21 protein-coding genes are annotated in these 22518 nt (G+C 63.4%); 11 read left to right on the top strand and 10 right to left on the bottom strand.

Annotated features, from left to right (window positions below):
* The 3 genes from GLW01_RS08295 to GLW01_RS08285 are packed head-to-tail and all read left to right on the top strand — an operon-like array spanning position 1 to position 5014.
* Positions 1-2160: a TonB-dependent receptor plug domain-containing protein gene (locus GLW01_RS08295; protein ID WP_160898762.1), complete on the top strand. Its 2160-nt coding sequence runs from the start codon at positions 1-3 to the stop codon at positions 2158-2160.
* 11 nt (positions 2161-2171) lie between these two features.
* Positions 2172-3080, top strand: a complete 909-nt coding sequence (locus tag GLW01_RS08290; RefSeq protein WP_151439496.1) for a hypothetical protein — start codon at positions 2172-2174, stop codon at positions 3078-3080.
* Positions 3077-5014 (top strand): HAMP domain-containing hybrid sensor histidine kinase/response regulator, encoded by a 1938-nt coding sequence (locus GLW01_RS08285; RefSeq protein WP_160898761.1) that lies wholly within the window; start codon positions 3077-3079, stop codon positions 5012-5014. The genes GLW01_RS08290 and GLW01_RS08285 overlap by 4 nt, the downstream gene beginning before the upstream one ends.
* An 8-nt stretch (positions 5015-5022) precedes the next feature.
* On the opposite strand, the gene gorA is transcribed toward GLW01_RS08285, so the two are convergent.
* The 10 genes from gorA to gspE are packed head-to-tail and all read right to left on the bottom strand — an operon-like array spanning position 5023 to position 14127.
* Complete coding sequence (gorA, locus tag GLW01_RS08280; RefSeq protein WP_151439498.1) at positions 5023-6387, bottom strand: glutathione-disulfide reductase; 1365 nt, start codon at positions 6385-6387, stop codon at positions 5023-5025.
* Between the two features lie 13 nt (positions 6388-6400).
* The gene (gene gspM / locus GLW01_RS08275) at positions 6401-6919 is read right to left on the bottom strand and encodes a type II secretion system protein GspM (RefSeq protein ID WP_151439499.1); all 519 of its coding nucleotides are present in this window, start codon (positions 6917-6919) and stop codon (positions 6401-6403) included.
* Positions 6920-6924: 5 nt separating this feature from the next.
* The gene (gene gspL, locus GLW01_RS08270; protein ID WP_160898760.1) at positions 6925-8214 is read right to left on the bottom strand and encodes a type II secretion system protein GspL; all 1290 of its coding nucleotides are present in this window, start codon (positions 8212-8214) and stop codon (positions 6925-6927) included.
* Positions 8215-8248: 34 nt separating this feature from the next.
* Positions 8249-9301 (bottom strand): type II secretion system minor pseudopilin GspK, encoded by a 1053-nt coding sequence (gspK, locus tag GLW01_RS08265; protein WP_151439501.1) that lies wholly within the window; start codon positions 9299-9301, stop codon positions 8249-8251.
* Positions 9298-10029 (bottom strand): type II secretion system minor pseudopilin GspJ, encoded by a 732-nt coding sequence (gspJ, locus tag GLW01_RS08260; protein WP_151439502.1) that lies wholly within the window; start codon positions 10027-10029, stop codon positions 9298-9300. Before gspJ ends, gspK begins: the two co-directional genes overlap by 4 nt.
* Positions 10026-10415, bottom strand: a complete 390-nt coding sequence (gspI, locus tag GLW01_RS08255; RefSeq protein ID WP_202405631.1) for a type II secretion system minor pseudopilin GspI — start codon at positions 10413-10415, stop codon at positions 10026-10028. Before gspI ends, gspJ begins: the two co-directional genes overlap by 4 nt.
* Entirely contained in the window at positions 10415-10957 is a 543-nt protein-coding gene (gspH, locus tag GLW01_RS08250; RefSeq protein WP_160898759.1) for a type II secretion system minor pseudopilin GspH, read from the bottom strand. The genes gspI and gspH overlap by 1 nt, the downstream gene beginning before the upstream one ends.
* A gap of 7 nt (positions 10958-10964) precedes the next feature.
* Positions 10965-11402 carry a type II secretion system major pseudopilin GspG gene (gene gspG / locus GLW01_RS08245; RefSeq protein WP_192497275.1) on the bottom strand — a complete coding sequence of 146 codons (438 nt, stop codon included), beginning with the start codon at positions 11400-11402 and terminating at the stop codon, positions 10965-10967.
* A 13-nt stretch (positions 11403-11415) separates the two neighbouring features.
* Complete coding sequence (gspF, locus tag GLW01_RS08240) at positions 11416-12624, bottom strand: type II secretion system inner membrane protein GspF (protein WP_160898758.1); 1209 nt, start codon at positions 12622-12624, stop codon at positions 11416-11418.
* Positions 12625-12627: 3 nt separating this feature from the next.
* Entirely contained in the window at positions 12628-14127 is a 1500-nt protein-coding gene (gene gspE / locus GLW01_RS08235; RefSeq protein ID WP_160898757.1) for a type II secretion system ATPase GspE, read from the bottom strand.
* Positions 14128-14223: 96 nt separating this feature from the next.
* Between gspE and GLW01_RS08230 the strand changes: the two genes are divergently transcribed.
* The 8 genes from GLW01_RS08230 (at position 14224) to GLW01_RS08195 (ending at position 22477) form a co-directional block, all read left to right on the top strand.
* The gene (locus GLW01_RS08230; protein ID WP_160898756.1) at positions 14224-14856 is read left to right on the top strand and encodes a type II secretion system protein N; all 633 of its coding nucleotides are present in this window, start codon (positions 14224-14226) and stop codon (positions 14854-14856) included.
* Positions 14857-14872: 16 nt separating this feature from the next.
* The gene (locus GLW01_RS08225; protein ID WP_151439509.1) at positions 14873-15505 is read left to right on the top strand and encodes a transglutaminase-like cysteine peptidase; all 633 of its coding nucleotides are present in this window, start codon (positions 14873-14875) and stop codon (positions 15503-15505) included.
* Between the two features lie 80 nt (positions 15506-15585).
* Positions 15586-15969 carry a MerR family transcriptional regulator gene (locus GLW01_RS08220; protein WP_095616897.1) on the top strand — a complete coding sequence of 128 codons (384 nt, stop codon included), beginning with the start codon at positions 15586-15588 and terminating at the stop codon, positions 15967-15969.
* A gap of 24 nt (positions 15970-15993) precedes the next feature.
* The gene (locus GLW01_RS08215; protein ID WP_160898755.1) at positions 15994-17157 is read left to right on the top strand and encodes an isovaleryl-CoA dehydrogenase; all 1164 of its coding nucleotides are present in this window, start codon (positions 15994-15996) and stop codon (positions 17155-17157) included.
* A 3-nt stretch (positions 17158-17160) separates the two neighbouring features.
* Complete coding sequence (locus tag GLW01_RS08210; RefSeq protein WP_160898754.1) at positions 17161-18768, top strand: carboxyl transferase domain-containing protein; 1608 nt, start codon at positions 17161-17163, stop codon at positions 18766-18768.
* A gap of 10 nt (positions 18769-18778) precedes the next feature.
* Positions 18779-19588: an enoyl-CoA hydratase-related protein gene (locus tag GLW01_RS08205; protein WP_202405630.1), complete on the top strand. Its 810-nt coding sequence runs from the start codon at positions 18779-18781 to the stop codon at positions 19586-19588.
* Positions 19581-21590 (top strand): acetyl/propionyl/methylcrotonyl-CoA carboxylase subunit alpha, encoded by a 2010-nt coding sequence (locus tag GLW01_RS08200; RefSeq protein ID WP_160898753.1) that lies wholly within the window; start codon positions 19581-19583, stop codon positions 21588-21590. Before GLW01_RS08205 ends, GLW01_RS08200 begins: the two co-directional genes overlap by 8 nt.
* A complete protein-coding gene (locus GLW01_RS08195; RefSeq protein WP_160898752.1) occupies positions 21587-22477 on the top strand; it encodes a hydroxymethylglutaryl-CoA lyase in 891 nt (296 codons plus the stop codon). The genes GLW01_RS08200 and GLW01_RS08195 overlap by 4 nt, the downstream gene beginning before the upstream one ends.
* Positions 22478-22518 lie beyond the last annotated feature (41 nt).

Genomic DNA, 22518 nt, shown 5'->3' with positions numbered 1-22518 from the left:
ATGCGACATGCCCTGTTGCGCATGCCTGGATGCGCCCCTGCTCTTCTCGCCCTTCTTCTGGTATGGGGGGCTGTGCCAGGTGTGGTAGCGGCACAGGAGTGGAGCGGCGCCGGTGTCCAGGACGCCCCGCATACAGACGCCCTTCCCCAGGTTCTCACCACGAGTCGTCTCAGGCAGTCAAAGGCGCAAACGCCCGGTACCGTCACCATTCTGGAAGGCGAGCTGCTGCGAGATCTCGGTGTACTCAACCTCTGGGACGCCTTCCGCCTTGTTCCAGGGATGACGGTCGGTTATGTCGGCAGCAATGATCCGGTTGTCTCCTATCACGGGACCGTAGCGGTTGAGCAGCGCCGCCTCCAGGTGCTGGTCGACGGGCGTTCCTACTATAACGCCAGCCTGGCGGACATGGACTGGACCAATCTTCCTGTGCCCATTGATGCGATCGACCGCATTGAAGTGACCCGTGGACCGAACGCCGCCGCCTATGGGGCTAATTCCTTCCTTGCTGTGATCAACATCATAACCCGCTCCCCCAGTGATACCCACGGTGTCGAACTGCGGGGAACGCAAGGCCTGCGCGGTGACGATGGTTTCGGTCACTATTACGGCTCAGTGGGCTCAAAGACCGGCCCACTGGACTGGCGGCTTTCGGTCAACCAGCGCCGTAGTGACGGTTTCGATTTCCGCTACAGGCGGGACGCATCAGGCAGTCGTACAGACCGCACCCGGAACAGTCGGGACGGGTATGACACCCTCTCCATCAACTACTCCGGGGAGCTGGCACTGGGCGCCACCGACAGGCTGGCGGTGGAGACGGGTTACCATGAGCTGAACGAGAAGGTTGATCCATCGGAATACGATGGCTTCAACCCCATCACAAACCCGGATATCACCGGGGAGGATTGGCACGGTTCCATCACCTGGCACCATGAACCCTCTGCAGATCGTTTCTTCGAGCTGCAGCTCTATCACCAGACCCGGGACCGTCGCCAGGGCTGGCGTGCTTCCTTCCCGGATCCGGAAGCGGTTCTGGATGATGGTGCCGTGCCGGATGGGGTCACCATCCCCGCCTTTGAAACCGATGTTAATGAGGATCTTGAAGAGACACGCACGCATATCGAGTTCCAGCAGACCAACGTCTTCTCTCCCACCACACAACTGGTGTTTGGTGCCAGCTACAGGGAAGACCGTTATGAATCCGATACGTTCTTCAATGGCAGCGGAGAAACCAACCGGAGCCGGGTTTTCGCCAATCTTGAACATCAGCCGACACCCTGGCTGACCACGAATCTTGGGGGCATGTGGGAGGACGACAGTCTGAGTGGCTCTTTCTTCTCACCCCGCGGCGCGGCGAATATCCATTTCAGTGACAATCAGACGCTGCGTTTTGTCTTCTCCCGTGCCCACCGCCTGCCGGACCCTTTTGAGAGCCGGCCTGACTGGCAGTACCGGGGGGAGAACGTCACGCCCGAGGAGCTCCGTCCCTTTCTTGAGGGACAGAGGCGGGGGCCCAACCTGAGTACGGCCAGCCCCGAGGTCAGACCGCTTGAAGAAGAAACGATAACGTCACGGGAAATCAGTTACCTGTATCAGAAACGCATGACGACCGGCCTGTTCCAGGGCGAAATCAAACTGTTCCGTGATTCGCTCGACAACCTAATATCAGGCGTGACCAATCTCGGACTGAATGAGAATGATGAATCCCGCTGGGATCTGGAAAATAATGTTGACCAGACCCAGAAAGGCTTCGAGCTGGAAGCGAACCTTGAGATGCGGGGAAGCCGACTGCGGCTTACCTATGGCTATCTGGACACAGAAGGGCGCTATACGGGCGAAAGGGAAAGTGATCCGGAGAGGCAGCGCGAACTGGTCAGGCTGGAACAGCGCCTGAATGCCCGTCACAGTGGCAGTGTTGCGTGGATTCAGCGCTTCGGGAGAGGCATTTCGGGAGCAGTGTCCTACTATTTCACAGACCAGCTCAGGAACTTCCATTTCGAACGCCTTGATGCCCGCGTGTCCCGTCGCTGGCATCTGGATACAACCATGGTGGAACTAGCCGGCGTATACCGTCATTATCTAACGGAGGATCCGCTTTACCGCAAGGACAATAACTGGGCGGACCAGAACCATCTGTTCGCGGAGGCGCGCCTTCGATTCTGAGGGATCAGATTATGGGTAACCAATTCAGGCAGGCAGGGATCGGCGTAGGGAGTCTACTCCTGGCGCTTGCGGCACTGTTGTATCCCGTATCTGCCCTGCCCGATTCACAGCAGACGGTCTATATCGCCCCCGTGGATCACCCTCGATTCCAGCAGGTGCGGCGACTTCTGAGCGACGAAATCAGTGGTGCGGCCGTGCGTGCCTGGTCTCCCGGCAGCGACGCGGGAGAACTGGTTATTACCCTGGATAAGGCAACGCTCTCCGAGATCCGGGCCAATGCACCGCAACAACCCGTCCTGGCTCTTTTCACGTCCTCCGGGGCCATTGACTCGATCATCCAGGACCGGGAGCATTTTTCCGCCATCTATTCGGATCCGCCGTTGCCGCGTCAGGCCCGACTGGGCCAGCTGATCATTCCCCGGGCCGGCACCGTGGCCATCCTGGCCTCCCCCGAACAGGCCGGTGACTATAGCGAACTCCGAAGCAGGCTCACAGCGACCGGTCTGGAATCACGGGTCTTTGTGATTCCCTCACAGGATCAGCTCATCCGCAATCTCGCGCGGGCGCTCAGCTATGGAGACTTCCTTCTGGGGACGCCGGACCCCGCCATCTACAACCGTGAAACCGTCAAGCCGCTGCTGCTGACCAGTTACCGCAGTAACCGGCTCGTTATCGGTCCTTCCAGGGCCTTTGTGGATGCGGGTGCCGTCGCCTCAACCTACACCAGTGCCCGGACCCAGATTCTTGAGGCGGGCAAGTTGATCCGTCACTGGCTGGACCACGGTGAGCTGCGCAGCGCCCGTTATCCGGAGGCCTTCAGTGTGGCGGTCAATAACCAGGTTGCCCGCTCCATGGACCTGCTTGTGCCTTCCGAAGAGGAATTGCACCGGATTCTGGAACGTCAGGAGGTCAAGCCATGAAAGCCGCTCGTTGGACCCTCTATCATCGGCTCCTGTTGCTTGGCATGCTCCCAGCCGTCGCCATGTTCGTGCTGATGCTGCTGTTCTTCACACAGGCACGATTGGAGGATGCCCGCCAGGGCCTTTTCCAGAGCACCCAGCTGACTGCGGACAATCTCGCTCCTGCCGTGGAGTTTCCCCTTATGGCCGGTAACCAGGCGGAACTCAGGGGCATCATCACCCAGACCCTGGAGCGTTCCGCCGCTCACCGCATCGAGGTGGTCAATCGGGACGGACGGATTGTGGCAGAGGTCTCGGAGCAGACGCCGTCGGATACGCCGGTTCACCGGTTCTCAAGCCCAGTGCGCCAGACCGCCATCAACCTTGGGGATGCCACTTCACAGGGCTTGATCAACCCGACAACGAACACAGACTGGAAGAAAAGCAGCGGCCGGCGCCTGGGCGAAATCCGTATTGCGGTTTCGGAGGCCGAGCTGGCGGGCGAGCAGGAGGAGATCCTATGGACGTCCGCCGGTATCGGCCTGATCCTGTTCGCGGCCACCTTCCTGTTCTCGGGCCGCCTCGCCCATCGGTTGAGCCGGCCCATCGAACGCCTGGCGGACACTGTCCAGAAACTGCCTGAGGAGGATCCGGATCTATCCCGGCGTGACACCCGTGTGGCACGGGAACTCCATTCCCTGCAGCAGGCTGTTGAGGCAATGGCCTACCGCCTGCGTTCGGCGGAAGCGGAACGGGAGGTCAGCTTCCGGGAACTGGACCAGGCCAGGGACAAGGCGGAACAGGCCAACCGCGCCAAATCGGATTTTCTCGCGATGATGAGCCATGAGCTGCGCACCCCGCTGCACGGGATTATTGGCATGCTTCAGTTCCTTGAGGAGGAACCACTGAACGCCCACCAGGCGGATTACGTGGTCACTGCCCGCCGCTCCACCGAGGATCTGCTGGTGATCATCAATGATCTTCTGGATTTTTCACGCATCGAACGGGGCAGACTGGAACTTGAGGACGCTCCTTTTGATCTCCGCAGCGTCATTGAGAACTGTTTCGCCTCCTTCCGCCACGATGCCGAGGGCAACCAGCTCACCTATCGGCTGGTATTTGAGGGTGATTGGCAGAAAACACCGGAAGTATTCGGGGATCCGGGCCGTCTGCGGCAGGTTCTGGCACACCTGATAGGCAACGCCATCAAGTTCACCCCCGAGGGTGAGGTGACGGTCAGCGCCACCTGGCGCCTGGACAACGAGTCCGAGGGAACATTGATCTGCCAGGTAAGCGACAGTGGCTCCGGCATTCCCACCGAAAGGCTTGGCGACATGTTCGGAAGTTTCGAGCAGATGGATATCTCGGCCTCACGCGGTAGCGGCGGGACCGGTCTGGGTCTGCCGTTGGTCCAGCGTCTGGTTGAGCTGATGGGCGGGCACGTTGCCGTGGACACCGAGCCGGGATGCGGCAGCCGGTTCCGGTTTGTGATTCCGATGAAAGTCCACGACCGCCTGCCGGGGCTGGATGAAGCAACTGGTGTGTCTGAGTCCACGCCGGCTATTGGAACACGCACACGCGAGGCCCTGGTGGTGGAGGATAACCCCGTCAACCAGCGGGTCGCGGCCCGACAGCTTGAGAACCTTGGCTTTCACGTACGCTGTGCCGCCAGCGGAACGGCCGCCGTGGACGACATCTGTGACAACGGCAACCGGTACGATGTCATCCTGATGGACTGCCAGATGCCGGGGATGGACGGCTGGGAGGCCACGCGGCGCCTGCGTGCCTGTGAACGCCAGGGCCAGGGCCGGCGTACCCCCATCATCGCCATGACGGCGGACGTTTTCGAGGATACCGAGCAGTCCTGCCTTGAAGCCGGCATGGACGCCTACCTGCCCAAGCCGGTTCGGCGTCACGGGCTGCGGGACACGCTGAGGGGGCTGCTCCCCCTCTAGGCACGGTGTCAGTCGCTGACCGGTTCGCGCATGGTCACGAATTCCTCGGCGGAGGTTGGATGGATCCCAACCGTGGCATCGAACACCGCCTTGGTGGCACCGGCTTTCAGCGCCACGGCAATGCCCTGCATCATTTCGCCCGCCTCGGGGCCGACCATGTGCGCGCCCAGAACCCGATCTGTATCCGGGTCCACCACCAGCTTCATCAGCGCTTTTTCCTCGCGCCCGGACAGGGTGTGCTTCATGGGCCGAAAGGACGTGCGGTAGATCGTGACCGAATGGCCGGCCTCACGGGCCTCCTCTTCGGTCAGGCCCACCGTGCCGATCGGCGGCTGACAGAATACCGCTGTGGGAATATTGGTGTAATCCATGCGCTTGAGCCCGGTGCCATAGAGCTGATCCACCATGACCATGGCCTGCTCGATGGCCACAGGCGTGAGCTGTGGCGTTCCGATCACGTCCCCCAGCGCGTGGATGCCTGGCACGCTGGTGCGGAACTGGTCATCGGTGATGATGGCCCCACCCTCGTCGGTTTCCACGCCAACGGATGCCAGACCGAGACCCTGGGTGCGCGGCACACGGCCGGTTGCGGCCAGGACCAGGCCTGTCCTGTGGGTACTGCCGTCGGTCAGGGTCAGTTCATAGTCCCCGCCGGACGTCGTGATGGATTCAATGTTGGTGTTGAAACGCAGGTCAATCCCCTTGCGGTCCATCTCCTGAGCGACATGATCACGGATGTCGCCGTCAAAGCCGCGCAGGAAGCGTTCCCCGCGATAGATGAGCGTGGTCCGTACGCCCAGCCCTGCCAGGATGCCCGCAAACTCCACGGCAATGTAGCCGCCCCCCCAGACCGTTGCGGTCTCAGGAAGGCTGTCCAGGTAGAACATGTGGTCGGAGACCAGAGCGTGTTCGCTGCCGGGGATCTCCGGCACAACCGGCTCGCTGCCGGTGGCGATGGTGATCCGTTCTGTTGTTACGGCGGTGCCGTCGACCCTGACTGTTCCGGCATCCTCAATATGCGCTGTGCCCTCGATCAGGGTAACGCCCGCGTTATCGATTAAGCGGCGGTAGATATCGTTGAGACGCCGGATTTCATTCGTCTTGTTGTCCCGCAGTGTGGCCCAGTCGAAACGGATCGCTTCATCCGCCACATCGAACCCATACCCCCTGGCGTCCTCGATGTCCTCACGCACGTGGGCGCCGTAGACGAAGAGCTTTTTCGGCACGCATCCCACATTGACGCAGGTGCCTCCCAGGTCTGCGGACTCCACAATGGCCACGCGCGCTCCTGCCTGGGACGCCATGCGCGCGAGCCGGACACCACCGGATCCGGCTCCGATGACAACAAGATCGTAATCAGGGGTTTTCGACACTCCTACCTCCACGTCAGGGTTCAAGGGTCAGGCGGGCATCCACCAGACCGGGTTTGTCGGTTCTGTCCAGAGAGGCCTGATCCACGGTCAGGCCATACTCACTCTGGAGGTGGCCCAACCACTGGGTCAGGTCCGTGAACGGTACGGCCTCAAGCCAGAGCCGCATGGCATCATCACCGCTGGGTTCAAAGCGCTGCAGCGGGAGCCCGGAACGGTCCGCTGAATCCGTAACGGTCTTGAGCAGGTCCGCATCACCGAGTGAGCCGCCCTGCCCGGTTTCATTCACCTGCGAAATGCGCTCCAGGGCCTGCTCCCGGGAACTGATCCAGGCGACCCGTTCGCGGGACTGCTGCATGCGCTCGTAGCCCTCGCTGCGGAACTCAACAATGGGCTGCCAGACCCCGAGATACAGGATGGCCGCAGCCAGCGCGGTGACCATGATCTGCAGGGCGCGTCTGTCACGGTGGCTCAGTTGATCATACTGGGCAATCGCGGCGCGCACCGCCGGGATCTTCCGGATTGTCTCAAGCATCTGGCTCAACCTCCCTGTCTGACCGTGAGCCGGGCTTCGGTGCCGTCGTCACTGTTCACCACGGAGCCGATCCGGGCACTGAATCCGGAGCCACTGAGTCCATTGCGCATGGCGTCGAGCTGGGCAAAGCTCTCGCCCCGAAGCTCAATGCGGAGCTCGCCCCGGCTGCGGCTGAACTGGATGGTGTCAAAGCGCAGACTCTCCGGATCATCCAGGCCCTGGTACTGTTGCCCAGTGGCTCGCAGCATCGCCAGGAAATCGCCTCCGGAGCCTCCGTCACGGGCCGCGCGGATTTTGCCCTCGGCCACGCGTCTCAGGTTGCCGGCATGGGTGCCGCTTTCGTCGGGAAAATACTCGCGATAGATTGCGACCGCCTGCTCATCAAACCGTTGCGCCTGGTTCCGGTAATAGATGCCCTCCGCGAGCATGAAGCCTAGCTGGGCGACAATACCAATTGCCGCCACAATGGCCACAGGCCGCCAGCGTCTCAAAGGGGAATGCCCGCTGGACTCGGGAGCGTAATCCCCCTGGCACAGGTTGATCGCTTCCGCATGTCCGGCTACCAGGCTTTCCACCATCAGGTGCAATGGAAGCTGTTCCAGGGTTTTCACGTGGATCAGGGCGTCCGGGTGCTGTTCCAGTGAGGCCAGGGCCATCCGGTGTTGCTCCGCCGCCTGCGGTGTCACCAGAACGCGGGCGCTCGGTGGTGCCTCGGTGCCGTTGGCCTCAATGAGCGAATCCAGGAATACGGACAGGCCCTCGACAGGCACCTCGTACCAGCCACTGTCGTGTTCCTGGATCAGCGCCTGGCTGCCTTCAACGAGGATGGTCCACTGGTGCTGGCCGGCCGGCAGGAGCATCGCGTCCGCGTGGATGGCGCGCACCGGGTAACCGAAAGTGTCAAACCAGGCCGCATAGGCATCCATCCGCCCACGGTCGATCGCGGCCACCTGCCACTCATTGCGCTTCTGGGTACCCAGGGCGAGATGGACCGAATCAATGTCCTGCGCCAGCTGCTCCTCCACCGCGAAGGGCAGTGCCTGGCGGATCATGCGTTTCTGGCGGCCGGGAATACGGGCGGCACAGGGGGTGACATCCAGTGTCGGGATGATGCCGATGACTTCTGCCGCTTCCACTCCGATGGCTTCGAGCCGGGCTTCCAGGTTCTCCCGTGAGTCGCCCTGCCCCTCGCCGCCGAAATGGCCGGAGGCATCCAGCAGCACCCAGTCAAAAACATCGGCATCGGAGCCTTCGCCGGCTCCGGCACCTGCCCTTATGTAGAGTTGATAGGCCATATTATCCGTCTTCTCTGACCCTGTTCGCAGGCGCCTACTCGGACGCCTGAACCTGTTCTTTCGTGATCAGCTGGGTTCTGCCGGTATCCCGTGACAGAATCCGTATCGTGCCATTGCGTGTGCGCTGGGCCATCGAAACCAGCCGATACACTGTACCACTGACACTGACCCTTGCGGCGATCTCGAAGAAGTCCGTGCTCACCCCGAGCCCATCCGGTTCCAGCCCGAGACCCGCGAACTCCGGCAGCGCCAGGAACTCCTCCACGCTTTCAGCCGGAGATTCCCGCAGCGTCTCCCGGATGCTCTCCGCCTGCCCCTGGCTGATGCGGTCGTGCAGCGAGCGTAGCACGGCCGTGGAGGCAAAGTTGACGTTGAGCGTGCCATCCCGGTTCGGCAGCGCCGTGATGTGCGGCCGCAGGCGCTGGTAGGCTGCTTCGCTCATGCCATCCAGGAGCCGCACTTCGGTCACGCTGACGAACGGCTGATCACCGGCCCGGTAGGGCGGATCGAGGAGCATGTAATCGCTGTCCTCCGCACCGCCCGCACCACTGCGCTGGTCGTCCGCATCCACCCAGTCCACAAAGGTTGCCGGCCTGACATTCCGGATCTCCAGAACGCGCAGCAGCCGTTCCAGCCGGTTGCGCTGGCGTTCATTCACGGTCCCGTCCACCTCCGTCAGGGCATTGAGGTTGAGCCGGCCCCGCAGGTCGTTGATCTGGGCCTCGATGACGCCCTTTTCCACCGGTAGAGCCAGTGCGGCCCGTGCCCAGTCCTCACCGGGATGATCCACTTCCCGGCGGGTGGCCGTTCCCTCCTGTTCGCCGTCAGTGCCCTGGTCACCCTCCTGGTTTTCCTCCGGGGTATTGCCTCCCCCCTTCAGGTCCCTTGCCAGGAACTGGCGGGCAAAGGCCTCTGCCCCAAGTGCCAGGCTGCGGGCATCATTCTGGGCCAGGTAGGTGGTGGCGCCACGAATCATCACGCTCTGGCGCGTCAGCATGCCGGAGGCGAGGATCGAGCCCAGCGCAAAGGCCATCAGGACAATGATCAGCGCAACCCCCTGCTGGCGTGTGAAACGGCGGGATCTCATTCGCCCTCCCCTCCGTTCCCACTGTTCCCGCTGTCTCCGTCAGCCTGTCTGCGCCGGTCCGGAACCTGTGCGCCCATCGCCATGGGTTCACCCAGCGCGACGACCCGCCGCAGGGTGCCAAAGCGATCATGCTCGATGACCACTTCCACGGCACGGGGCATGGGCATCCTCAGTACCTCTGTGCCCTCGGCATCGGCAAATCCGCTGCTGTCGCCGCTGTCACCCGGCCACTGGCTGAGCCACTGGCCATTACTGTCGCGGAACTGCACCTCCACGGATTCCACATTTCCGAGCAGCTCCTGCTCGCGGCTGCGCGTGCCCTGGGCCCGGTCCAGCACCGGCCAGTAGCGGCGGATCAGGCGCTCCTCCAGTTCGTCGTATTCCCAGGCTACGCGCTGGAGCTCACTGCGTTTGTCTCCCAGCGGGTTCCGCCAGCCCTGGCGTGTCAGTTCAAGTTCGGAGTCGTTGATTCGGCTGGTAAGAGCAGGCAGCCGTTCGCCGTAGGCATCCTTCACCGGGCGTTTGACCGCCTGCAGCAGATCCCGTTCCAGAAGTGAGACGGTTTGCTGTACGTCCCGGAAAGCCCCTGAGACCCTTTCGATGCCTTCGCGGGAATTCATCAGGGTGTTCATGACCTGCCATACCCCCAGCGAGATCATGCTGGTGATGAACACAGCAATAAGAACCTCCAGCAGCGTGAAGCCCTTTTCCGTATCCGTTCCGCTCATCGGTTACGCTGCCCCAGAAAGCCCGTGAAAACCAGCTGCTGCACGGGATCACCATTCGGGGCGACCCGGTAAAGGGTCATCTCAACCCGCCGTATTGCCGGATCCTCGGTGGCGCTGACCACCGTCTCGATTTCCCATTCGTGGCCCCCGAACGCCACCTCATCATCGGACTCACCGGTCGCGGGCATCTGATCCTGGAGGCGCATCTCCGTGAGGCGATTCTGGGCGATCCAGGAGGCCATGGTCTGGCTTTCAATGCGCCGGTAATTGGATATGTAGCCGGAGGCGACCTGCTGCAGTGTGGCTGCCAGCAGGCCGAAGATCATCAGCGCGATCATCACCTCCATGAGCGTGAAGCCACGCGCGCGGGCCGGCATGACAGGCATTACAGGCGCTCCCTGTAGTCCTGATCGCCAGGCTGGCGCCATTCCACCCCGGTGGCGCCGTCACTGGTCAGAAGCTGGGCACTTCCATCATCGGCGCCTTCCCACCAGAGGTAGAGGTCAAAGGCGGTGGACTCGCCGGAGGAGAAAAACACCAGGTCCGGTTCCGGCTGGTCTTCCTCCTGGGTTTCCAGGGCATCCGCCTCACCGCCATCGGTGATCAGCTCCAGCTCAACCCACTCGGGCATGCTGGCTCCGGTGAGACCGCCACGCGGAAGCGGGGTCCACTGGGCCTGGTCGCGATCCAGCTGGACAAACCCATAGCCGTCGTCACGGAATCGCACACCGATCTCCCGGTTGGTCATGACAGCCTGCTCTGAGGCCGCCTGCATCCTGAGATAGAGGCTGCGCGTCATCTCCTCGAGTTCCCGCCGTTCGCCGCCGCCGCCAATGCTGAGCCCGACCAGGCTGATCAGAAGACCAACCACAACGAGCACCACCATCAGCTCGATGAGCGTGAACCCTGCTGAGCGCCAGCGCCCCATTCCGGGGTTACTCTTCCACGTCCCAGACGCTGATGTCCGCATTCACGCCTTCGCCGCCCTCGCGGCCGTCCGCACCATAGGAATACAGGTCGTAGGGCCCTTCGGAGCCCGGCTGGACATACTGGTATTCATTGCCCCAGGGGTCCTTCGGGATGGCGTTCATGTAGCCCTCAGGGTTCCAGTTGGAGGGCTCGGGGGAACCAGTGGGCTTCTCAACCAGTGCCTCGAGCCCCTGTTCCGTGGAGGGATAATGGCTGTTGTCCAGCCGGTACAGGTCCAGGGCACTGCTGATGTTGCGCAGCTGTGCCTCGGCGGCCGTCACGCGGGCCTCATCTCCCCGGCCCATGATATTCGGCGCCACCAGCGCCACCAGCAGCCCGAGGATCACCATTACAACCATGATCTCAATCAGCGTGAAACCGCCACTGCGATTTGCATGTTTCATTGTCATCAACGTCTCAACCCATCAGTTGGCTCATATTCATGATTGGCAGCATGATCGCCAGCACGATGATCAGTACCACCCCACCCATCACCAGCAGCATCAGCGGCTCGAACAGCCCCACCAGTGCGGAGATCTTGCCCTGGAGGTCATTCTCCTGGTGTGTGGCCGTGCGTTCCAGCATTTGGTCCAGTTCGCCACTGGCCTCGCCACTGCCAATCATATGGATCATCATCGGGGGGAAATACCCGGTGTTCTCCAGGGCATTTTTAAGCGACCCACCCTCGCTCACGGACTGGGTCGCTTCCCGGATCCGTTCCTTCAGGTACTCATTGGACAACACTTCACCGGCGATACGCATTGCCTCCACCAACGGAACGCCGCTGGTTGTGAGGATGCTCACAGTACTGGCGAAGCGCGCGGTGTTGAGGCCACGGATGAGACGGGAGATGAAGGGAATATGGAGAAGCTGCCGATGGACTCTGAGCCGGAAGGAGGGGCGACGCAGTGCAAGCCGGAACCCGATGCCCGCGGCAACCAGCAACAGCAACAGCAGCCAGCCCCAGTCCACAAAGAAGCTGCTCACGACCAACAGCCCTTCGGTCAGCGCCGGCAGCTCCTGGCCACTGCGCACGAAGACCTCGATGATGTCCGGCACGACATAGGTCAGCAGAAAGATCACGATGGCGATGGCCACGAACGTCAGAATCACCGGGTAGATGGCCGCGAGCTGGATCTTCTGGCGGGCCTCCTGGCGGGCTTCGGTGTAGTCCGCCAGACGGTTCAGTACGAGGTCCATGTGCCCGGCGTGCTCGCCTGCGGCGACGGTAGCGCGGTAGAGATGGGGAAAGGCTGAAGGAAACTCGCTCAGGCTGCCTGCCAGGGTATGGCCTTCCAGAACCTTGGCGCGGATGGCCAGCATCATGCTCTTGATGCGCGGTCTTTCGGATTGGTTGGCAATGGCTGACAGGGCCTGCTCCACCGGAATCCCGGACTGGATCAGGGTTGCGAGCTGGCGTGTCACCAGCGCCAGATCCGCCGCGGACAGCCCCCGGCCCAGTGTGAATCCAGAGCGCTGCTGGCGTTCACGGGTCGGTGATACCTCCAGCGGTGCCCAGCCACGGTCCCGCAGCTGCTGGCGAACAGCGCGCGCACTGTCGGCTTCCAGAACGCCCTTCTTCTGCTTGCCGCGCGTGTCGAGAGCCCTGAATTCAAATGCCGCCATGGATCATCCCCGGTGCGTCACCCGCAGCACTTCCTCCACCGTGGTGGTGCCGTCCAGGATCTTGGAGACACCATCCGCGTGGATGCTCGGGCCACGTTCGCGCGCCGCCTGCTCGAGCGCCTGCTCAGCGGCCCGGTCATGGATCAGGGTCCGCAGGCCCTCGTCGACGCCAATGACCTCGTAGATGCCCATACGGCCCCGGTAACCCAGCTGGTTGCAGGCGTCACAGCCGCCGTGGTGATAGATGGTGGGCGGATTGTCGGGATCGGCGCCCAAAAAGCGGCATTCGGTGGCATCCGGCGTATAGGGTTCCCGGCACTCCGGGCACAGCACCCGCACCAGGCGCTGGGCGACAATGCCGGCCAGACTGGAAGAGATGAGGAAGGGCTCGACACCCATGTCGATCAGGCGTGTGATGGCGCCGGTGGCGGTGTTGGTGTGCAGTGTGGAGAGCACCAGGTGACCGGTCAGACTGGCCTGGACCGCAATCTCCGCGGTCTCCAGGTCCCGGATCTCCCCGATCATCACCACGTCCGGGTCCTGGCGCAGGATGGCCCGCAGCCCCCGGGCAAAAGTCATCTCCACCTTCGGGTTCACCTGGGTCTGGCCGATGCCGGGCAGGTTGTACTCAATCGGATCCTCAACGGTCAGGATGTTGCGCGACCGGTCGTTGATCTCGGTGAGTGCACCATAGAGTGTTGTGGTCTTACCCGAGCCGGTTGGCCCGGTCACCAGCAGAATGCCATAGGGGCGGTTGACCAGATCCTTGAGCAGGCTGAGGTCGCGCTCCGCCATGCCAATGGAATCCAGCTCCAGAAGCCCCGCCTCCTTGTCCAGAAGCCGCAGCACTACGCGCTCGCCGTTGGATGACGGCATGGTGGACACACGGATGTCCACTTCGCGCCCGGCCACGCGCAGCGAGATGCGTCCGTCCTGGGGGACCCGCTTCTCCGCGATGTCCAGCCGCGCCATGACCTTGATGCGCGAGACCAGCAGTGGCGCCAGGGCTCGCTTGGGCTGCACCACCTCTCTCAGGACCCCGTCCACCCGGAAGCGGACAACCAGGCGTTTCTCGTAGGTTTCGATGTGGATGTCCGAAGCGCCGCTCTTGATGGCCTCGGTCAGAATGGCGTTGATCAGGCGGATGACCGGGGCATCATCCTCCTGCTCCATCAGATCCTCGGTTTCGGGAACCGATTCCGCCAGGCTGGCGAGGTCCATGTCCTCGCCGATGCCCTCAACCATCTGCATGGCTTCCTCGGAATCGTTCTGGTAGGCGCGGGTCAACGCCTCATCAAACGCCTCGGCTTCCATTTCACGGATGCGGGCACGGCCGCGGCTCAGGCGCGTGGCCTCGGCAATGGCCCGCGCCGAGGCACCAGGGCGCACCAGAAGCTCCAGTTCGCCCTGCTCGTCCGGTGTCAGCACAACGCCATTGCGTCGGGCAAAACTGAAGGGCAGTCTGGCCTCCGTGGTGCGGGTCTCGTTCAGGGTTTCGCCCATGTCGCAAACCGTGCGCTGTTGGTTTGTGGTTACGTTAGTATCCCGGGATAATGAAGGCAACCGTCATTCCCGGTCACCGGAAAGGGCTGATTGTCCATGGAAAAACGCATCAATGCCATGCCCATGATCACAGCAGCAGTGCTCGCTGTGGCAATCGCGGCCGTAATCGGCTGGCAGGGACTACGCATGGAGGACCGGGTTTCCGAGATGCCGCAGACCGCGAGCGGGGAGGACCCCCCCGGCAACAGCAGCAGTAGTGGCGATGGTGAAGCGCCAGAACTTGCGGATCTGGCCTTTTTCGGAACGCCGGGCGAACAGGCCACTGAGTCGGTTGAACGTGCGGAAACCCTTCCCGAAACCAACCTACAGCTTATGCTGCGGGGCGTGATGGCCGGCGACACGGAAAAACGCGACAGCGCCCTGGTGGAGGGGCCCGACGGCAAGACCGAGGTTTACCGCGTCGGGGACGCCCTGCCCGGCAATGCGAGCCTGCGCGAGGTGCGTCAGCGCCGTATCGTCATTGAGCGTGCCGGTGCCCTGGAAACCCTGACCTTCCCAGAGAGCCAGGGGGGAAAGCTGGCGCTTAACGGCAACCAGCGGTCATCGGCCGGCGACAGCAGCAGTGATGCGGCGGACGATGCAGCCACGGACACCTCGACGCCCAGTGAGCGCTCCAGTTCGGATGTCCGGAGCCGGCTGGAAGAACTCCGCGAACGCCTGAGCAACTGACCGGGTAAGGCCGCCCATGCGCCTGGCTGTATTAACGGTGTTGCTGATCGCGGGCCTGGCCCATGGCATTGACCTTGGACAGGACCTGCTTGCGTACGTCGAGCGCCAGTTCGGCGGTGACGCCCGCGCCCGGCTGACGGCCTGGGAGCAGCTCGTGGCCGAGCACGAGGGTGCCAGCGAAGCGCGCCAGATGCAGGTGGTGAACCGCTTCTTCAACCAGCGTGATTTCGTTACCGACCAGTCGCACTGGGGGCGCCAGGACTACTGGGCCACGCCGGTTGAGTTCCTGGCCACCAATGCCGGTGACTGCGAGGAATTCGCCAATGCCAAGTACATGACCCTGCGTGCCATGGGGGTGCCCGAAGAACACCTCCGTATCACCTATGTGGACGCGCTCCACCTGGAACAGGCACACATGGTGCTGGCCTGGTACCCCGAACCCGGCGCTGAGCCCATGATTCTCGATAACCTGGTGGATCAAATCCAGCCCGCATCGCGGCGCCAGGACCTCAAGCCCGTCTACAGTTTCAACGGCACAGACCTCTGGCTCAGCCGGGACGAACGCTCGGACCGTCGTGTCGGCAGCGCCGACGAAGTCGAACAGTGGCGTCATCTCCGTAACCGTATGCTCAACGTCACGGGTAATTGATTCCCTCCTTTCCGTGTCATCCAATTGCGGCTTCCTCGTGCTTTACGTTAACGTCAACGTAAGACGTAATGGAGGCCGGCATGAACGCTGAAACCCAGACCACCCATACCATCAGCGACCTGGCGCGGGATTTCGACATCACCACCCGCACCATCCGTTTCTATGAAGAAGCCGGCCTTCTGGAGCCAAGGCGCGAGGGTCAACAACGGATCTACACGGACGCGGACAGGGTCAAGCTGAAACTGATCCTGCGGGGTAAACGCCTTGGCTTCAGCCTGGCGGAATCCCGGGACATCATCGAGATGTACGATCCCTCCTCCGGCAATGAGCGGCAACTCAATGCGTTACTGAGCAAAATTCGGGAACGACGTGAACAGTTGAACGACCAGATGCGTGAGCTCCAGCTCATGCAGGTGGAGCTTGATGAAGCGGAACAGCGCTGTCTCGATGCCATGAATCACTGAACAACAACAAAGCGGAGCCTCTCCATGACCTACCCCGGCCTCAATTTCAACCTCGATGACACAACGGCGATGCTCCAGGACCAGGTTCGCCAGTTCGCTCAGGGCGAGATCGCACCGCGCGCGGCAGCCATCGACAGTGACAATACTTTCCCTCGCGATCTCTGGCCCCAGATGGGCGATATGGGCCTGCTGGGCATGACGGTCCCGGAAGACGACAACGGCACTGGCATGGGCTACCTCGCTCACGTCATCGCCATGGAGGAAATCAGCCGCGCCTCCGGCTCCGTGGGCCTGAGTTACGGGGCCCATTCCAATCTCTGCGTGAATCAGATCGCTCGCAACGGCAATTCGGAACAGAGGTCAAAATACCTTCCGAAACTGATGACCGGCGAGCACGTGGGCGCACTGGCCATGAGCGAGCCCAATGCCGGCTCGGATGTGGTCAGCATGAAGCTGCGGGCCACCCGAGACGGTAACGGGTTCCGCCTCAATGGCAGCAAGATGTGGATCACCAACGGCCCGGACGCGGACGTCTATGTGATCTACGCCAAGACCGATCCCGAGAAAGAAGCCCGTGGCATCACCGCCTTCCTGGTGGAACACGACACTCCCGGCTTCAGCCAGGGCCCCAAGCTGGACAAGCTGGGCATGCGTGGTTCCAACACCTCGGAGCTGATCTTCGAGGACGCCTGGGTCCCGGAAGAGAACATTCTGGGCGCAGAGAACAACGGCGCCCGCGTGCTCATGTCCGGTCTCGATTACGAGCGCGTGGTTCTGGCCGGCGGCCCCGTAGGGATCATGCAGGCGTGCCTGGACCTGGTGCTGCCGTACGTGCACGACCGCAAACAGTTCGGCCAGGCCATCGGCGAGTTCCAGCTGATCCAGGCCAAAGTGGCGGACATGTACACCGAGCTCAACGTCTGCCGCTCCTACCTGTATACCGTGGCCGCCGCGTGCGACCGGGGCGAAACCAGCCGCAAGGACGCTGCGGGGGCGATCCTCTACTGCTCCGAGAAAGCCACCAGAATGGCGCTTGAGGCTATCCAGATCCTGGGCGGCAACGGCTATATCAACGAATACCCCGCCGGGCGGCTGCTCCGTGATGCCAAGCTCTACGAGATCGGGGCCGGCACCCAGGAGATCCGTCGTATGCTGATCGGGCGGGAACTGTTCAAGGAAACGGAGTAAGCCATGGCGATCCTCGAATCCTCCGTGGACACCGACGGAGCCCTCTTCCGGGAGCGCCGGGAGCATATGCAGGCGCTGGTGGACGACCTTACTGAAACGCTCGCCACCATCAGCGAAGGCGGTGGTGAAAAGGCTCGGGAACGCCACCGTACCAAGGGTAAGATGCCCGTGCGCGAGCGCATCAACCGGCTTCTGGACCCGGGGTCCCCCTTTCTGGAACTGGCTCCCATGGCCGCCTACCAAGTCTACGACAGTGAGGTTCCCGCCGCCGGTGCGGTGGGCGGCATCGGCCGGGTCAACGGGGTTGAGTGCGTCATCCTGGGCAACGACGCCACGGTCAAGGGCGGCACCTACTTCCCGCTGACCGTGAAGAAACACCTGCGCGCCCAGACCATCGCCGCGGAAAACCACCTGCCGTGCATCTACCTGGTGGATTCGGGCGGCGCCAACCTGCCCCAGCAGGACGAGGTTTTCCCGGACCACGATCACTTCGGTCACATCTTCTTCCGCCAGGCCAACCTTTCCGCTAACGGCATTCCCCAGATCGCCGTGGTCATGGGCCCCTGCACCGCCGGCGGCGCCTACGTGCCCGCCATGGCGGACGAGGCGATCATGGTCGATGGCCAGAGCACCGTCTATCTGGCGGGGCCGCCCCTGGTGAAAGCCGCTACCGGTGAGAGCGTCTCCGCCGAGGAGCTGGGCGGCGCCGAGATGCACACAAGCACCTCCGGCCTGGCGGATCACCTGGCGCACAGTGAGGAAGACGCCCTGGAACGTGCGCGCGCCTGCATCGCCAACCTCAACTGGCACAAAGGGGACTGGTTGCGCCGCCGCGAGCCACGCGAGCCGCTCTACCCGGCCGACGAGCTGTACGGCGTGGTGCCCACGGACCTCAAGACGCCCTATGACGTCCGCGAGGTCATTGCCCGGCTGGTGGATGGCTCTGAGTTTGACGAGTTCAAGGCCCGCTTCGGCACTACCCTGGTCTGTGGTTTCGCGCACTGGGCCGGCATGCCCGTGGGCATCATCGCCAACAACGGCATCCTGTTCTCGGAGTCCTCCCAAAAGGGCGCGCACTTTGTGGAGCTGTGCTGCCAGCGCGGCATCCCGCTGGTGTTCCTGCAGAACATCACTGGCTTCATGGTTGGACGCGAGGCGGAACAGGGCGGCATCGCCCGCCACGGCGCCAAGCTGGTCAATGCCGTTGCCTGCGCCAGCGTGCCCAAGTTCACGGTTATCATTGGCGGCAGCTTCGGCGCCGGCAACTACGGCATGTGCGGTCGCGCCTATGAACCACGCTTCCTGTTCATGTGGCCGAATGCGCGCATCGCTGTCATGGGCGGCGAACAGGCTGCCGGAGTGCTGGCGGATGTAAAACGCGGCGCCATCGAACGCCAGGGGGAGACCTGGTCCGATGAGGACGAAGCCGCCTTCAAGCAGCCGGTGGTCGAACAGTTCGAGCGCCAGTCGCACCCCTACTACGCCAGCGCCCGGCTCTGGGACGACGGCATCATCGACCCGGCCAGAACCCGTGAGGTAATTGCCCTGGCCCTCTCCGCCGCGCTCAATGCCCCCGAGGCCGACACCCGCTACGGCGTCTTCCGGATGTAAGGAGCCCCAGATGAATAATATCGATAACGCCGTGCTGGTCGACACACCCCGGCAAGGACTGCGCCGCATCCGACTCAACCGCCCGGACAAACGCAACGCCTTCAATGCCGGTATCATCGCGGAGTTGAGCAGCGCCATCGAAGCGGCAGCGCGTGACGATGAAATACGCGCTGTTCTGCTGGCGGCCGAGGGCAAGCACTTCTCCGCCGGCGCCGACCTGGAATGGATGCGCTCCACCGCCGCCATGGGCGCGGAAGAGAACCGGGAGGACGCCCTGGCGCTGGCCCGCCTTATGCGCCTTCTGGACGAATGCCCCAAGCCCACGCTGGCCCGGGTCCAGGGCGCCGCTTTCGGGGGTGCGCTGGGGCTGATCTGCTGTACCGACATTGCCATCGCCGCCACCGATGCCCGTTTCTGCCTGAGCGAGGTGCGCCTTGGACTGGTACCGGCAACCATTGGCCCCTACGTGGTGCGCACCCTGGGTCAGCGCCAGGCACGGCGCTACATGCTCAGCGCGGAGCTGCTCGAGGCGGAACAGGCCCGGTCGCTTGGATTGATCCACGAACTGGCGGATCCGGCACAGCTTGATGACCGGGTCGAGGCGCTTGCCGGGCAATTGATGCAGGCCGGGCCTGAGGCCCAGTCCGAGTGCAAGCTCCTGCTGCGCGGGCTGGATGATCCGGCTGCTGGCGAGGGCGTGGATGAGTTCACCGCCGCCATGATCGCCCGGGTCCGCACCAGCGCCGAGGGTCAGGAGGGCCTGAGGGCCTTCCTGGAAAAGGATACCCCCGCCTGGCAGGAGGCCAGCCCCGATGAATGACCTCACCCTGCTGATCGCCAACCGGGGCGAGATCGCTGCACGCATCATCCGCACCGCCCGCCGCATGGGCCTGCGTACCGTGGCCGTGTATTCCCAGGCGGACCGTGATGCCCCATTCGTGGCCGCCGCGGACCAGGCTGTCGCCATCGGCCCGGCGCCGGCCCGGGAATCCTACCTGGACCCGGACCGCATCCTGCGGGCTGCGCGGGAGACCGGCGCCGACCTGATCCACCCGGGCTATGGCTTCCTATCCGAGAGCACGGAGCTGGTCAGGCGCTGCGAGGACGCTGGCATCCGGTTCGTGGGTCCGGGCACCGACGCCATTGCCGCCATGGGCGACAAAACCGCCGCCAAGCGACTGATGGAAGATGCCGGCGTACCACTGGTGCCCGGCTACCACGGCGACGATCAGTCCCTGGACCACCTGGAATCCGAAGCCCGCCGGATTGGCCTTCCGGTGCTGATCAAGGCCAGCGCCGGCGGGGGCGGCAAGGGCATGCGCGTGGTGCGTGAATTCAGTGAGCTTCGCAACGCCCTGGATGGCGTCAAGCGCGAGGCCAGCGCCGCCTTCGGTAATGACCAGGTTCTGCTGGAACGCTTTGTGGACCAGCCCCGGCACGTGGAAGTCCAGGTCCTGTTTGATCACCACGGCAACGGCCGACACCTGTTTGACCGTGACTGCTCCATCCAGCGCCGCCACCAGAAAATCCTGGAGGAAGCACCGGCCCCGGGTCTCACCCAGGCCACGCGTGACGCCATGGCGGACGCCGCGTTGCGCTGCGCCCACGCCATCGGCTATCGCAACGCCGGCACCGTGGAGTTCCTGCTCGGGCCCGACGGCCGCTTCTACTTCATGGAGATGAACACCCGCCTTCAGGTGGAACACCCCGTCACCGAGGCCATTACCGGCCTGGACCTGGTGGAGTGGCAGATCCGCATCGCCCTGGGCGACCCCCTCCCCTGGCCCCAGGAGGCGCTGGCGATCAACGGCCACGCCATGGAAGCGCGCGTCTATGCCGAAGATCCGGACCAGGGGTTCCTCCCGACCAGCGGCCGCATCCAGTATCTGGATGAGCCCGAAAACATGGCCGGCATACGCATTGACTCCGGTATTGCCCAGGAGTTGACGGTCTCAAACCATTACGACCCCATGCTCGCCAAGGTCATCACCCATGGCACGGACCGCCACGCCGCCATTAGCCGCCTGCGCGGGGCCCTGATGCGTTACCATCTGGGCGGATTCCCCACCAATATCGGCTACCTGTGCCGGATACTGAACCATGACTCTTTCATTAACAGCGATTTACAGACACATTTTGCGGAACAACATGAAGCGGATCTGGTAGCGCCAGCAATCACCGGGGACACCGCCCTGGCACTGGGCCTGCTGGGCTGGCTCTGGCTCCAGCAGCCGGAAACCGCCTCAGCCGACCCCTGGGATGCCCTCACCGGATGGCGCCTCGTTGGCGAGCCGTGGCAGCGGGCGGAAGTCCACCACGGCGAACGCCATACCCTGGAATACGCCCTCCAGCCCAGGACCGGCGATTGGCATCAGGTCCGGGTCCGGGGCCTCTCCGATCACACCCTGACCCTGCGCTGGCACCGCCGGGGCCATCAGGGCACGGTATTGGTGGAATCCCCCGGACGGTGCCGCCGGGAACTGTCCCTCACCGCCATCAGCCGCCCACCGGCAGGGGTGACGCTCTTTGCCGAGGGCGAAGCCTGGACCGTGCGCGTTAACCACCCGGAAATGGATCTGGCCGAAGCGGACACCGGCAACCTGACCGCCCCCATGCACGGGCGCGTGGTCGCGCTGCACTGCGCCGCTGGCGAGCGGGCCAACAAGGGTCAGCCGCTGGTGGTCATGGAAGCCATGAAAATGGAACACACCATCACCGCCCCGGCCGACGGCACGGTCACGGAACTCTACTGCAGTGAAGGCGACAGCCTCAGCTCCGGCCAGACCCTGCTCGCCTTCGAACCGGACGGAGACACCCCATGAGCGACCATGCCGAAATCGTCGAAGTCGGCCTGCGCGACGGCCTCCAGAACGAAGGCACGCCCGTCGACGCCACAACCCGCGCCCGCTGGTTCAACGCCCTCGCCGACGCCGGCCTGAACCGGATCGAGGCCGGCAGTTTCGTCTCGCCGAAATGGGTTCCCCAGATGGCCAGCACTGACCAGGTCATCGCCGGCATCCAGCGGCGCCCCGGTCTTTCCGTTGAAACCCTGATCCCCAACCAGAAAGGCCTCGACGCTGCCCTGGCTTCCCGGGTGGACCGCATCGCCGTCTTCACCGCCGCCTCCGATGCGTTCACGCAGAAAAACATCAACTGCAGCATCACCGAAAGCCTCGAGCGCTTCGCCCCCTTGATTGAAGCGGCCAATAACGCCGGCCTCCGCGTACGCGGCTACATCTCCACCATCGCCGCCTGCCCCTACGCCGGCCGAATCCAGCCCGGGGCCGTCGCCGACGTCACCGAACGCCTGCTGGGACTCGGCTGCGACGACATCTCCCTGGGCGACACCACCGGCGTCGCCCGGCCCAGGGAAATCGATGCCATCCTGGATGCCGTCCTCCCTCTCGTGCCGGCAGAGCGACTCGCCCTGCACTGCCACGACACCTACGGCCAGGCCCTTGCCAACATCCTCCAGGGCCTCAACCGCGGCATCAGGACCTTCGACAGCGCCGTCGCCGGCCTCGGCGGCTGCCCCTACGCCAAAGGCGCCTCCGGCAACCTCGCCACCGAGGACCTGTTGTACCTCCTTGAAGGCCAGGGCCTGCACACCGGCGTCGACCTCGAGGCGGTATGCCGCATCGGCAACGACATCTGCCACAGACTTGATCGACGTACACCCTCGAAAGTCGCGCAGGCGATGCAATGTTAAGCTGAGCGGCAGACAAGCGCCAAAACAACCCAGGAACCCAA

The sequence above is a fragment of the Vreelandella halophila genome (assembly GCF_009856365.1).
Taxonomy (GTDB): domain Bacteria; phylum Pseudomonadota; class Gammaproteobacteria; order Pseudomonadales; family Oleiphilaceae; genus Halospina; species Halospina utahensis_B.
The sequence above is the reverse complement of the archived record's forward strand: the minus strand, read 5'-3'. Positions and strand labels throughout refer to the sequence as shown.